General features: G+C 63.3%; 12 protein-coding genes and 1 tRNA gene. 9 read left to right on the top strand and 4 right to left on the bottom strand.

Annotated features, from left to right (window positions below):
- The first annotated feature begins 16 nt into the window (after window positions 1–16).
- The 7 genes from NKJ88_RS22325 (at window position 17) to NKJ88_RS22295 (ending at window position 8,281) form a co-directional block, all read left to right on the top strand.
- Window positions 17–1,690, top strand: a complete 1,674-nt coding sequence (locus tag NKJ88_RS22325) for a ribonuclease J (RefSeq protein WP_023753471.1) — start codon at window positions 17–19, stop codon at window positions 1,688–1,690.
- 97 nt (window positions 1,691–1,787) lie between these two features.
- On the top strand, window positions 1,788–2,192 hold the full coding sequence (gene mce / locus NKJ88_RS22320; RefSeq protein WP_023805491.1) for a methylmalonyl-CoA epimerase: 405 nt from the start codon (window positions 1,788–1,790) through the stop codon (window positions 2,190–2,192).
- On the top strand, window positions 2,189–2,473 hold the full coding sequence (locus NKJ88_RS22315) for a DUF1467 family protein (protein ID WP_023823104.1): 285 nt from the start codon (window positions 2,189–2,191) through the stop codon (window positions 2,471–2,473). Before mce ends, NKJ88_RS22315 begins: the two co-directional genes overlap by 4 nt.
- A 730-nt stretch (window positions 2,474–3,203) precedes the next feature.
- Window positions 3,204–4,532, top strand: coding sequence for a proline--tRNA ligase (gene proS, locus NKJ88_RS22310; protein ID WP_023823103.1), 1,329 nt, complete (start codon window positions 3,204–3,206; stop codon window positions 4,530–4,532).
- Window positions 4,533–4,651: 119 nt separating this feature from the next.
- On the top strand, window positions 4,652–5,890 hold the full coding sequence (locus tag NKJ88_RS22305; RefSeq protein ID WP_031209216.1) for a lipoprotein-releasing ABC transporter permease subunit: 1,239 nt from the start codon (window positions 4,652–4,654) through the stop codon (window positions 5,888–5,890).
- Window positions 5,887–6,570, top strand: coding sequence for an ABC transporter ATP-binding protein (locus NKJ88_RS22300; RefSeq protein WP_023685211.1), 684 nt, complete (start codon window positions 5,887–5,889; stop codon window positions 6,568–6,570). The genes NKJ88_RS22305 and NKJ88_RS22300 overlap by 4 nt, the downstream gene beginning before the upstream one ends.
- A 460-nt stretch (window positions 6,571–7,030) precedes the next feature.
- Complete coding sequence (locus tag NKJ88_RS22295) at window positions 7,031–8,281, top strand: peptidase M50 (RefSeq protein ID WP_023735910.1); 1,251 nt, start codon at window positions 7,031–7,033, stop codon at window positions 8,279–8,281.
- A gap of 19 nt (window positions 8,282–8,300) precedes the next feature.
- Here the strand turns inward: NKJ88_RS22295 and lipB are convergent, their stop codons facing one another.
- Window positions 8,301–9,044, bottom strand: a complete 744-nt coding sequence (gene lipB / locus NKJ88_RS22290; protein WP_023735909.1) for a lipoyl(octanoyl) transferase LipB — start codon at window positions 9,042–9,044, stop codon at window positions 8,301–8,303.
- Window positions 9,045–9,382: 338 nt separating this feature from the next.
- On the opposite strand from lipB, the gene NKJ88_RS22285 reads away from it, so the two are divergent.
- Window positions 9,383–9,467: transfer RNA gene (locus NKJ88_RS22285), tRNA-Leu, on the top strand.
- A gap of 200 nt (window positions 9,468–9,667) precedes the next feature.
- On the opposite strand, the gene NKJ88_RS22280 is transcribed toward NKJ88_RS22285, so the two are convergent.
- Together NKJ88_RS22280 and NKJ88_RS22275 are read right to left on the bottom strand one after the other, a co-directional pair.
- A complete protein-coding gene (locus NKJ88_RS22280) occupies window positions 9,668–9,901 on the bottom strand; it encodes a GcrA family cell cycle regulator (RefSeq protein WP_081726058.1) in 234 nt (77 codons plus the stop codon).
- A gap of 235 nt (window positions 9,902–10,136) precedes the next feature.
- Window positions 10,137–11,216 (bottom strand): sensor histidine kinase, encoded by a 1,080-nt coding sequence (locus NKJ88_RS22275; protein ID WP_023685214.1) that lies wholly within the window; start codon window positions 11,214–11,216, stop codon window positions 10,137–10,139.
- A 399-nt stretch (window positions 11,217–11,615) separates the two neighbouring features.
- Here NKJ88_RS22275 and NKJ88_RS22270 point away from each other — a divergent pair, with 399 nt between their 5' ends.
- A complete protein-coding gene (locus tag NKJ88_RS22270) occupies window positions 11,616–12,548 on the top strand; it encodes a TauD/TfdA dioxygenase family protein (RefSeq protein WP_023685215.1) in 933 nt (310 codons plus the stop codon).
- Between the two features lie 27 nt (window positions 12,549–12,575).
- On the opposite strand, the gene sucD is transcribed toward NKJ88_RS22270, so the two are convergent.
- A complete protein-coding gene (gene sucD, locus NKJ88_RS22265; protein WP_023690296.1) occupies window positions 12,576–13,475 on the bottom strand; it encodes a succinate--CoA ligase subunit alpha in 900 nt (299 codons plus the stop codon).
- Window positions 13,476–13,485: the final 10 nt, after the last annotated feature.

Here is a 13,485-nt window from a genome sequence, read left to right as displayed (position 1 = left end):
CGGGAAGGGAAAATTGATGGCGAAAGCGCAAAACGCCGAACTCGTCTTCGTGCCGCTCGGCGGCGTCGGCGAGATCGGCATGAACTTCGCCCTTTACGGCTATGGGCCGCCTAGCGCGCGCGAGTGGATCGTCGTCGATGTCGGGGTGACCTTTCCCGATGCGGCGCATCCTGGCGTCGACCTGATCCTGCCCGATACGCGCTTCATCGAGGAAAACCTCGCCGGCCTGCGCGGCATCATCATCACCCACGCGCATGAAGACCATTACGGGGCGCTGCTCGACATCTGGCCGAAGCTGAAGGCGCCGGTGTGGATGACGCCGTTCAGCGCCGGCCTGCTGGACGCAAAGCGGCAGGGCGAGCAGGGCGCGCCGAAGAAAATTCCGGTGACGATCTACCGGGCAGGCGAGACATTCACCGTCGGCCCGTTCTCGATCGAGGCCATTCCGGTGGCGCACTCGATCCCCGAGCCGATGTCGCTGGCGATCACCTCGCCGGCCGGCACCGTCATCCATACCGGCGACTGGAAGATCGATCCGGAACCGACGATCGGCCCCAAGACCGACGAGGCGCGGTTTCGCGCCTATGGCGACAAGGGTGTGCTGGCGCTGGTCTGCGATTCCACCAATGCGCTGCGCGAAGGCGAATCGCCGTCGGAGGTGGCGGTGGGCGAAGGCCTCAGGGGCGTCATCCAGAGCGCTGTCGGCCGTGTCGCCGTCACCACCTTCTCTTCCAATGTCGGGCGCATCGTCTCGATCGCCAAGGCGGCGCGCGATGCCGGCCGCCAGTGCCTGGTGCTCGGCCGCTCGCTGAAGCGGGTCATCGATGTCGCCGGCGAGCTCGGCTACATGGACGGGCTGCCGGAGTTCATCGCCGAGGAGGATTTCGGCTTCATCCCGCGCGAGAACCTGGTCATCATCTGCACCGGCAGCCAGGGCGAGTCGCTGGCGGCGCTGGCAAAACTTTCGCGCGACGAGATGAAGTCGGTGTCGCTTACGGCCGGCGACACGGTGGTGTTTTCCTCGCGCACCATTCCCGGCAACGAGAAGGCGATCCTCGAGATCAAGAACCGCCTCATCGACCTCGGCATCAAGATCATCGAGGATGGCGACGCGCTTGTGCATGTCTCCGGCCATCCCCGCCGCAGCGAATTGCGCAGGATGTATGAGTGGGTGCGGCCGCAGATCGGCGTTCCCGTGCATGGCGAAGCCGCGCATCTGGTGGCGCAGGGGTCGCTGATGTCGACCTCCGGCATCGGCCAGGTGGCGCAGGTGCGCGACGGCGACATGCTGCGGCTGGCGCCGGGTCCGGCCACGATCATCGACCAGGTGCCGTTCGGCCGCATCTACAAGGACGGCAGGCTGATCGGCACCGACCAGGCGATGGGCATACGCGACCGGCGCAAGCTATCCTTCGCCGGCCATGTCGCGGTCAATGTCGTGCTCGACGACAAATATGAGCTCGCCGGCGATCCCGATCTGGTCGCCATCGGCGTCGCCGAGGCCGATGCCCGTGGCGAAAACATGGAAGATCTGATGCTCGACGCGGCCGTCGGCGCGGTCGACTCGATCCCTCGCCAGCGCCGCAAGGACCTCGATCTGGTGCAGGAAGCGGTGCGCCGCGCCGTGCGCGGCGCCGCCAACGAGGCCTGGGGCAAGAAGCCGCTGGTGACGGTGTTTGTGACGAGGTGAGGGAATAGGCAGTAGGCGGTAGGCAGTGGAGAAAAATGCAGATGTATCACTACTGCCTACTGCCCATTCCCTACTCCCTTAACTTGTGGAGCACTTCATGCTGGGACGCCTGAACCATGTAGCACTTGCCGTGCCGGACCTGGCCGCGGCGATTGCGGCCTATCGCGATACGCTTGGCGCGAAGGTCACCGCGCCGCAAGCGCTGCCCGAGCATGGCGTTACCGTGGTGTTCGTCGATGTCGGCAACACCAAGATCGAACTCCTGGAGCCGCTGGGCGAACGGTCGCCGATCGCGGCCTTTCTGGACAAGAACCCCTCGGGTGGCATGCATCATGTCTGCTACGAGGTCGACGACATCCTTGTCGCGCGCGATCACCTCAAAGCGAGCGGCGCCCGCGTGCTGGGCGACGGCAATCCCAAAACCGGCGCCCACGGCAAGCCGGTGCTGTTCCTGCATCCCAAGGATTTCTTCGGCACGCTGGTCGAACTGGAGCAGGCATGAGCTGGATTTCGTTTGCCGCCCTGTTCTTCATCACCTGGTGGCTGATGCTGTTCATCGTGCTGCCGTTCAGCGTCAAGACGCAGGATGACGACCATGACGTGACGCTGGGCACGGTTGCGAGCGCGCCGCGCGGACCGCATATGCTGCGTGCCGTGATCCGCACCACCATCGTCACGGCTGTCGTCATGGGGGTTTTCTACAGCCTGACGCACGGGCTGGGCTACAGCCTCGACGAAGTCCCGCACATCATCCCCGAAGCCAGCCAGGCACCGGCTAACTAAACACTTTCCCGCCGACAGATCGGCTGGGATGTTTGTGCCTGTTTCGGAGCGCCAAACTCAGGTTTTGGCTCACCAGCTTGCGATGCGCAATCGGCGGCCAGGCATGGCCCACCCGCATTAGAATCACGCCTTGGTGTCAGGCTGACGCAAGCTCACGTGATTTGGGAACAGGTTGATCTAACCAGATGATCGGGCAAAAAAAAATGCAAGGCACAAGGCCTTGCAATTTAAACGCGTTCCGATCTGTTTTCCGGTTTCCGGCGGCAGCGGGTAACCGCGCCTAGATCGCATCCTCCCAAGACTTTGACCGCGTAGGAGAGCAGATTTTTCTCCACCCTCTCGGTTATCGGGGCACACTAGCCTAACCCTGATGAAATTGTCACGCAGAATTTTGCCCGCAATCGGGCAATCTGTGCTGCAGTGCACAATAGTGCGGCAGGCTTTGCTTGCGAAACGAACAACACCGGGGCTGCCGCCTTAATCTGGTCAGGTGTGCCGCGTCGCCCGGACGCGCAAAGCGTGTGTGAGCACTTCGGAGTCAGGTCATCATTTTGTATCAAAAGCATTATCGTTTTCGGTGCGAAGGTCTTTGGAAGAAGAATCGATTTTTGCGATTTCCGGCCGATGCGGCCGGTCGGGTTTCCATTCCGTCACGAAATAGCTATGAAGCCGGGGCAAGCAAGCCAGCCGCGCCGATTCCGGCGCAGCCTCCTCTCTCACGGACCTGTCCATGCGTTTGTCGCAGTTTTTCCTGCCCATCCTGAAAGAAAATCCGCGCGAGGCCGAGATCGTCTCGCACCGGCTGATGCTGCGTGCCGGCATGATCCGCCAGCAGGGGCAGGGCAGCTTTTCCTGGCTGCCGCTAGGCAAGCTGGTGCTCGACAAGGTCTGCCGCATCATCCGCGAGGAGCAGAACCGCGCCGGCGCTCTGGAAATCCTGATGCCGACCATCCAGTCGGCCGATCTGTGGCGCGAAAGCGGCCGCTATGACGACTATGGCAAGGAGATGCTGCGCATCAAGGACCGGCAGGACCGCGACATGCTCTACGGTCCGACCAATGAGGAAGTGGTCACCGAAATCGTGCGCGCCTACGTCAAGTCCTACAAGGACTTGCCGCTAAACCTCTACCACATCCAGTGGAAGTTCCGCGACGAGGTGCGTCCGCGCTTCGGCGTCATGCGCTCGCGCGAATTCCTGATGAAGGACGCTTATTCCTTCGACCTCGATTTCGAGGGCGCCAAAGCCGCCTACAACCGCATGTTCGTATCCTATCTCCGAACGTTCACGCGCATGGGGCTGCAGGCCATTCCGATGCGAGCCGACACCGGGCCGATCGGCGGCGATCTCAGCCATGAATTCATCATCCTGGCCGACACCGGCGAGAGCCAGGTCTATTGCGACCGCGAATATCTGTCGCTGCAGGTGCCCGGCGAGAAAACCGACTTCGGCAATGACGGCGAGATCGCCGACATCGTCAAGACGTGGACGACGCCTTACGCCGCCACCGACGAGATGCATGACGAGGCGGCCTGGGACAAGCTTGGCGAAGCCGACCGGGTCTCGGCACGCGGCATCGAGGTCGGCCACATCTTCCATTTCGGCGACAAATATTCCAAGCCCATGGGCGCCAAGGTGACCGGGCCCGACGGCAAGGATCATTTCATTTCCGGCGGCTCCTACGGTATCGGTCCGTCGCGGCTGGTGGCGGCGATCATCGAGGCCAGCCATGACGATAACGGCATCATCTGGCCGGAAGCGGTGACGCCGTTCGACATCAGCCTGATCAACATGAAGGCCGGCGACGCCGAGTGCGACCGCGTCTGCGGCGAGCTCTACGCCGCCTTCACCAGCGCCGGCAAGGATGTGCTTTACGACGACACCGACCAGCGGCCGGGCGGCAAGTTCGCCACCGCGGACCTGATCGGCCTGCCCTGGCAGGTGATCGTCGGGCCGCGCGGCGTGGCCGCCGGCGAGATCGAGATCAAGAACCGCCGGACCGGCGAGCGCGAGACGCTGCCGGTCGCGGAGGCCAGGAAACGCTTCGGTGCAACCGCATGAGCGAAGCCGCGGCAGCGAAGTCTTCGGTAGCCCAGTCTCCGGTTGGCAAGTCTCCGGTCGCCAAGTCTCCGGTCACCAAGTCTCCGGTCACCAAGTCTCCGGTCGCCGGCCCGTTCTCCATGTTCGAACGCATGGTCGCCTGGCGTTATTTGCGGTCGCGCCGCAAGGAGACGGTGATCTCGGTCATCGCCTCGATCTCCTTCCTCGGCATCATGCTGGGCGTCGCCACGCTGATCGTCGTCATGGCTGTCATGAACGGGTTTCGAGCCGAACTTCTGACCCGCATCCTCGGCGTCAACGGCCATCTGATCGTGCAGCCGCTGGATTCGCCGCTTGAGGACTATGCGCAGGTCGCAGCCCGCATCAACGGCGTGGCCGGCGTCAAATACGCGATCCCGCTGATCGACGGCCAGGTGCTGGCGCAGGGCAATGTCGGCGGCGGCATGGGCGCGCTGGTGCGCGGTATCAGGGCCGAAGACCTCGGCAAGATCGCAATCGTCGCCCAAAACGTCAAGCAAGGCACGCTTGAGGGCTTCGACTCCGGCGAGGGCGTCGCCATCGGCAAGCGCATGGCGGAGAATCTCGGCCTTGTGCTCGGCGACACCATTACGCTGATCTCGCCGGATGGCGATGTGACGCCGATGGGCACGACGCCGCGACTGAAGGGCTACAAGGTGGCGGCGATCTTCGAGGTCGGCATGTCGGAGTATGACAGCTCCATCGTCTACATGCCGTTTTCCGAAGCGCAGCTCTATTTCAACATGGACGGCAGGGCGCAGACGATCGAGATCTATGTCGACAATCCCGATAATGTCGACGCGCTGAAACCGCTGGTCGATGCGGCGGCGCAACGGCCGATCGACATGGTCGACTGGCGCCAGCGCAACGAGACGTTCTTTTCAGCACTGCAGGTCGAGCGCAACGTCATGTTCATGATCCTGACGCTGATCGTGCTGGTGGCGGCGCTCAACATCATCTCCGGCCTGATCATGCTGGTGAAGGACAAGGGCCACGATATCGCCATCCTGCGCACGATGGGCGCCTCGCGCGGCGCCATCCTGCGCATCTTCCTGATGACGGGCGCTGCGATCGGCGTAACCGGCACGCTCGCCGGCGTGCTGCTCGGGGTGCTCATCTGCACCAACATCGAATCGATCCGCCAGTTCTTCTCCTGGATGACCGGCAAGGTGCTGTTCAATCCGGAACTCTATTTCCTCAGCCAGCTGCCGGCAAAGATGGACCCGCGCGAGACCACCTATGTCATCCTGATGGCGCTCGGCCTGTCCTTCCTGGCAACAGTGTTTCCGGCATGGCGCGCCGCACGGCTCGATCCGGTCGAGGCCTTGAGATACGAATGAAGTCCGAGATCATTATCGAGCTGAAGAGCGTCGAGCGGCACTATGTCCAGGGGCCGCGCAAGCTCACCATTTTGAACGGCGCCGACTTTTCGCTGAAGCGCGGCGAGATGGTGGCGCTGGTGGCGCCGTCGGGCACCGGCAAGTCGACGCTGCTCCATACGGCGGGCCTGCTCGAGCGCCCCGACGCCGGTGACGTCATTCTGGCCGGCCGCGCCTGCGGACGGCTCTCCGACGACGAACGCACGGCAATCCGCCGCAACGATGTCGGCTTCGTCTATCAGTTCCATCATCTGCTGCCGGAGTTTTCGGCACTGGAAAACATCATGATGCCGCAGCTGATCAAAGGGCTTTCGCGCAAGGAGGCGTCGGAGCGCGCAGCACAGCTGCTCGACTATATGCAGATCGGCAAGCGCGCGTCGCACCGTCCGTCGGAGCTGTCCGGCGGCGAGCAGCAGCGCGTCGCCATTGCCCGCGCGGTCGCCAATGCGCCCTTGCTGCTGCTCGCCGACGAGCCGACCGGCAATCTCGACCCGGTCACCGCCTCCTATGTCTTCGAGGCGCTTGGCGCGCTGGTCAAGCAGTCCGGCCTTGCCGCGCTGATCGCGACCCACAATCACGAACTCGCCTCGCGCATGGACCGCCGGGTGACGTTGGCGGATGGCAAGGTCGTTCCGTTGTAGGCCCCAACTTCCTCATCCTAGGGTCTGCGCCGCGTCGCTGCGCTCCTTGCTCCGCCCTAGGATCACGAAGTGATTGGTGCGTGTCCCGATCGCAAAGGCATGCGATGCGCCCTGCGTCAGCACTGCCGTCACCCCGTCAACCTTTCCTTAACCCTGCCCAAACCGGCTGTCAGGATTCGTCGGCCTGCCGCTTTCCGCTCATTGACTTTCGAACAAAGTTAGAACAAAATACGAACATATCAACAACAGGAGAGAGTTATGAGCGATCTTGTTCAGGACGTCGTTTCGTTGGTGTGCATGAGTGCGTTTCTGGTTTCCATGGCTGTCTGGATCGGCGCCATGTGATGCAACTGCGGTTCGCCGCACTGTTTTAGGCGGGCAGGAAGGCGCTGTGCCGTTAAGCCTTTCTTGCCGCCATGACGCTAGGCTGCCCCGCCAAGACAGGGAGCAAAAACCTCAGGTGTCGCCGATCGTGACGGCCCTTCTGGTGGCCGGTAATCTCGGACTGATTTTCCTTCTGATGACTGCGCCGCTCGGTTTGCGCACGGTGAGGCTCAGCCGCGTGGTCGCAATGGACCGGCAGCGCCTCTGGCAGGCGCTGTGGCCGCTCGGCAGCGATGCCGGCTGGTCCGGCGAGATACTCTCGGCCCAGCCGCTGGACGGGCAGGGCACGGCCCGCATCCTGCTGTCCTGGGAGGGCCGGGACGGCCAGCCGATCGAGCGAAGGTCGCGCTTCGAGGACGTCGTCGAAGGCAGTCGTTTTTCGATGCGGGTCATCGAGGATACCGCGCTCGACGCGTCGTTCTGGAAGGATTTTTATGAGACCACTGAACTCACCTCGGAAGGTGCCGGCACGCGGGTGACGCTCAGCCAGACCGATCGCTATCGCGGCGTCGCCTTCTTGGTGTTCCGCTACTTCGCCATGCGCCGCGAGCTCGGCAAGCTGGAGGTCTGGGCGAGGACCGGACAATATCGCAAGGGCGGTTGGTTCGAGCATCCGCTGAGCCAGGTCGGTTTCGCCGTTCTTTCGGCTTTCATCCTGTGGCCGTTCTTCGGGCTCAATCTCGGCGGCCTGGCGCTGGCCGCGATCCTGACCTCGGTGGTCGCCCTGCATGAGCTCGGCCACATGGCGGCCTTTCGGCTGACCGGTCATCGCAAGGCGCGGATGATCTTTATCCCGCTGCTCGGCGGCCTCGCCATTGGTGGCCGGCCTTATGACAGCCGCTTCGAGGTCGCCTTCGTGGCGCTGATGGGCGCCGGCTTTTCCGCGTTCCTGGTTCCGCTGCTGATCGTCGCCAGCGGGCTCGCATCCGGCGAGGGACATCGGCTTGCCGCGGCCCTTCTGGCGACGCTTGCCGGCTTTGCCGCATTGTTCAACATCGCCAATCTGGTGCCGGTTTGGAAATTCGACGGCGGTCAGGTGCTGCGCCAGATCTGCCCGGGGCCGGCCGCCCTGGCGCTCGCCTCGTTTTCCCTGCTCTCGGCCTTGCTGTGGCTTGGCTGGCTGGCCGGCTTTTCCCAAAGCTTTCTGCTGGTGGCGGGCGCCGTCTTTGCCATCCTCAGCCTGATGACAGTGGGTAGCGGGGTAAAACCGCGCCACGAATTGAAGCCGATCCGCATCTTCGATCGTTTCGCCATGGCCGGCGCGCTGCTGGCCGTCTTCGCCATTCACGGTTTCGGGCTGTTGTGGGCCTCGGCGCGGTTGCTTTGAGCGTTGGTCGAGGCGAGACTCAGCCGGCCTTGCGAGCCGGTTCTGTAGAAGTTGACTTCGCTGCCCCGAAAACATCCTCGAAGGCGGATTTCAGCGCCAGGTCGAAATCGGCCATGGTTACGGGCAGGCCGAGGTCGACGAGGCTGGTGACGCCGTGATCCGGCACGCCGCATGGCACGATGCCGCTGAAATGGCTGAGATCCGGCTCGACATTGACGGCAATGCCATGAAAGCTCACCCAGCGCCGCAGCCGGATGCCGATGGCCGCGATCTTGTCTTCAGCCGGCGAGCCGTCGGGCAGGGACGGGCGCTCGGGCCGCACCACCCAGACGCCAACGCGGTCCTCGCGGCGTTCGCCGCGTACATTGAAGGCGGCAAGCGTGCCGATGATCCACTGCTCGAGCGCGGCGACGAAGGCGCGCACATCCTCACGCCGGCGCTTCAGGTCAAGCATGACATAGGCAACCCGCTGCCCCGGCCCGTGATAGGTGTATTCGCCGCCGCGCCCGGCGGCAAAGACCGGGAAACGGTCGGGGTCGATCAGGTCCTCGATGCGGGCGCTGGTCCCGGCGGTGTAAAGCGGCGGATGCTCGACCAGCCAGACCATCTCGGCGGCTGCACCCGCGCGGATCGCCTCGGCGCGCGCTTCCATCAGGGCCAGCGCATCGGTGTAGCCGGTCAGGCCGGGCTCGATGCGCCATTCGACCGGCGCCGAACCCGGCAAGGGCAGGAACGACGTGGCGATCTGGCTGCGTTCGGTCATGGCTTTTTCGTTTTTCGCGTGATGCACGCCGGCTTGGCGAAACCGCCTTGCGCTCTGGGGCCAAATGCATTTGCCCTTCATATGGCGGTATCCGGCTGAAACGTCCAGTTCGCCACGCATTTCGGCCTTCGCGCACGACCCCGAAGATAGGAACGATCTTCGGAAAGGATCATGCGCCAAATCAAAGTGCTGCAGCGTCCTTTGCGCGTCCCACAGGACGCGCGGCGCTGTAGAGGCCGATATGCCAATTCGCGGCGATTATTGCGCGCCGCGCCCTTGTTTCGCAGGAAACGATTTGCTACACGCCGCGAGCCGGTTCGTTCCGGCTCCTACCACGGGCGGTCGTGGCGGAATTGGTAGACGCGCAGCGTTGAGGTCGCTGTGGGGCAACCCGTGGAAGTTCGAGTCTTCTCGACCGCACCATAATTTTTCGGCCATTGAAATCATTGCGGCTTCTCAGGCCGTCGACGCCAAATCATCGCCTTTGGCGCTTGAACCGGCCGCAGCAGAGTTGCAACAAGAGGTCGCAGAGCCGCACGCGAACGCCGCTTGGCTCGCACCGGCCAGCCTCCTGCACCTGAGTCCCCGGCTTTGCCGGTGGCGGGGCAGGGGATGTGGTTGACCTAAGCGGCGCGTCGTTGCGGGAAATGGAGACCCGGACGGGCTCGACGAGGGTCAACGGCCGTCACGACGGTGTGGTGGTGATCGCAGTAGACGCGATCCGGCGACGTCGGCCCGGCACAAAACCGGTAACCACCGGGTACCGACCGGTCTTCGCTCACCGGGAAGCGGCACTGGTGCAGGCCTAGCTGAATGAGGGGGACGTCTCTCGACGCTGGTCTGATATTTTCACGCATGATGGTTTTCAGTTTCCTGGTTCATAGCCATTGCCGGCTGACGGCCGCGATGCGACCGGTCGGAGCGAGCTTCTCTCGTTTTGGAGGGCTGTGGACCACATATGGTGCTGATAGCACCGTCAAAGAAGCCCGGCGCCCCGCTTCTGCAGCCAAATCGTTTGCGACTTAAGGCCACACCCGCGAGCGCCCGAAGCACCTGTCCGGCCGGGATTTGCCGGCGCGCCGTTGCATAGCCTCAGTCCGTCGCCGCCGATCGCTTGAAGACGATGGTGACCCTGGTTCCCTCGCCGGCACTCGACTTGACGTCGAATTGCGCCTTGGCATTTTCGGTCAGCGACCGCGCGATCAAGGAGCCGAGCTTGCCGGGCCTGGGCCAGGTCTCACCCGTCGGCAGACCGATCCCATCATCGGCGACAGTCACCCGGCAACCATCGCCGCTGACGACGCTGTGCAGCGTGATCGTGCCGCCATCGCGCCCGACGAATGCATGTTTGAGAGCGTTGGTCAGCAACTCATTGACGACCAGGCCTGTCGGCATGGCAACGTTGATGGATACCGGATAGGTATCCACCTTAAGGTCGAGGCGGATACCTTCGACTGCGTGCGACGCCATGACGGCGGACGCGATCTGGCTAAGGTACACGCCAAGATCCACCTCATCCTTCTGCTGGTCAGCCGACAATGTCTGGTAGAGGATTGCCAATGCGTCTACCCGGCCGGCAAGCCTTTCGAAACGCTTCTGGTCCGGTTCGGTGGCGTTGCGGGTTTCCATCCGGATCAAAGCGGTGATCATCTGCAGATTGTTTTTCACCCGATGCTGCAGTTCGCGCAACAGGGTGTCCTTCTCCCGGATGAGCTCCTCCGCGGGTCGCGCGTCCTCGGTCTCACCGTGTGCCGTGACGTCGACAAGCGCCACCAGCCGGAAGCAGAGCTTGCCGTTGTCGTCCTCGATAACGTTGGAATAAACGTCGACGATTGCCGGCTTGTCCTCGCCGCGCTCGAGGCGAAACGTGCCGACGAAATCGGTGTCTTCAACGACAGCCTCGGCGAGCGGCCTGTCCTTCTGCCGATGAAGCCCCCTGCCGGAAAGGGCCGCCCAGTTTTCCCGCGCAAGCTTCGGCGCCTTGAGGTCCGAGAGCTTCTCGAATTCGGGATTGGCGTAGACGACACGTTCCTTCGCGATCAATTCCGAGACGGCGATCGCGATCGGCATCTGGTCGAGAAATTTCTTGAACTGGTCGCTTTCCAGCGCGGTGGCGAGGTCAGGCGTATCGAGCAATTGCTCGACAGCGTCAGCCTTATCGGAGTCTGTCATCTCGGCGCCTGCGTGATGCGTGGAAGCCATCAATATCAGGCATGCAATTCACCCGCCATCTCCAATATCGAAGGGGATACGACAGCGTCACTACTGGTGCGGGCCGCGTCGCGCAGCGCTCCACCGCCTGCCGCTCACGAACGAATTGGACAGAAGGCATTTTTCTCAGGGCCGCCGAACTTTGAAAAGAAATGTCTATGGAATTTGTAGAATTACGCTTTGAATGGGATCTCGGTACTGCTCGCAAGCCTTGGCGGCCTTCGCCTCCTGAGTTGAGATCAGTGCTCTCGTTGCCAAGCAAGTCGGCTCCCGATGAGGGAGTTGCTCCGCCGATCGCTATGCGGCCGGCAGACGGCGGAGCATTGCCACCAGCCCGCGGCTTTAGAGGAAGAGGTTCCCATGACCAGACTTACCCCCGTAGAGCAGATCATCCCGGATGCCGATATTGTCCCGCTTACCGGACGCGTCGGCGCAGAGATCAGGAACATTCGGCTCTCCGGCGACCTGCCGCAGCAGACGGTCGCGGCGATCAACCAGATCCTGTTGCGGCACAAGGTGGTGTTCTTCCGCGACCAGGCGCATCTCGACGATGCCGAGCAGGAGCGCTTTGCCCAGCGTCTCGGCGACCTCGTCCCGCATCCGACCCAAGGTCCCGTCAAGGGAACGGCGTCCATTCTCGAACTCGATTCCAGCCGTGGCGGCGGTCGCGCCGACCAATGGCATACCGATGTCACCTTCGTCGACGCCTATCCGAAATTCTCCGTTCTTCGCGGCGTCGTCATACCGCCGGCCGGCGGCGACACCATCTGGTCGAACACCGCGGCCGCCTATCAGGACCTGCCCGAGCCGTTGAAGCTGCTGGCCGACAATCTCTGGGCGGTGCACAGCAACGCCTACGATTACGCCGCGGTGCGGCCGCGTGCGAGCGCCGCGGAAAAGAAGCACTTCGAGGAAATCTTCACCTCGACGATCTACGAGACCGAGCATCCCGTTGTCCGCGTCCATCCCGAAACAGGCGAGCGCTCGCTGCTGCTCGGCAATTTCGTGCAACGGCTGATCGGTCTTTCCAAAAGCGATTCGGCGAAGCTCTACGAGGTGTTCCAGTCCTATGTCACGGCGCCGGAGAACACCGTGCGCTGGCGCTGGAAGGCCGGCGATGTGGCGATCTGGGATAACCGCGCGACGCAGCACTACGCCGTCAACGATTACGGCGACCAGCACCGGGTGGTGCGTCGCGCCACGGTCGACGGCGACATTCCGGTCAGCGTCGACGGCCGCCGCAGCGCCACCCGCACCAAGGTCGCGAAGCCGGCAGCCGACAAGGCGGCATGAGGCGCGGTCGAACGCGAAGGCCGCTGTTCAGGCGGCCTTCTTCATCCCCGCCAGCGTCTCTGCAACCACCTCACCAAACGACGACGGCGTCGGCACGATGATCACCCCGGCGTCCTTGAGGATCTCCACCTTTTCCTGCGCCGACTCGCCGAAGGCCGAGATGATGGCGCCGGCGTGGCCCATGCGGCGGCCTTTGGGGGCGGAGAGGCCGGCGATGTAGGCGATCAGGGGCTTGCGCATATTATCGCGCGCCCAGATCGCGGCTTCGGCTTCCTGCGGTCCGCCGATCTCGCCGATCATCACCACCGCGTCGGTGTCGTCATCCTGTTCGAACAGTTTCAGCATGTCCTTGAAGGACGAGCCGTTGATCGGGTCGCCGCCAATGCCGACGCTGGTCGAGACGCCGATGCCGAGCGACTTCATCTGCGACGCCGCCTCGTAGCCCAGGGTTCCGGAGCGGCCGACAATGCCGACGCGGCCAGGCAGATAGATGCTGCCGCGCATGATGCCCATCAGCGCCTGTCCGGGCGTGATGACGCCGGCGCAGTTCGGGCCGATCAGCCGCATGCGGTCCTCGTAGCGGTAGCGCAGCATGTAGCGCTTGACCTGCATCATGTCCTGCGACGGGATGCCGTCGGTGATGCAGACGCAGAGTTTTATGCCGGCGTCGGCCGCTTCCATGATGGAATCGGCGGCAAAGGGCGGCGGCACGAAGACGATGCTGGCCTCGGCGCGGGTCTCGCGCACCGCGCCCTTGACCGTGTTGAAGACAGGCAGGCCGAGATGCTTCTGGCCGCCTTTGCCGGGGGTGACGCCGCCGACCAGCTTGGTGCCATAGCGTTTCATGTCGTCGGCATGGAAGCTGCCGATCTTGCCGGTGAACCCCTGGACGATGACGCGGGTGCTGCGGTTGAGCAGGATTGCCATTTTCTCGACC

Source organism: Mesorhizobium sp. M0016 (genome assembly GCF_040324035.1).
Classification (GTDB): domain Bacteria; phylum Pseudomonadota; class Alphaproteobacteria; order Rhizobiales; family Rhizobiaceae; genus Mesorhizobium.
This window is presented reverse-complemented; position numbering and strand designations above follow the sequence as displayed.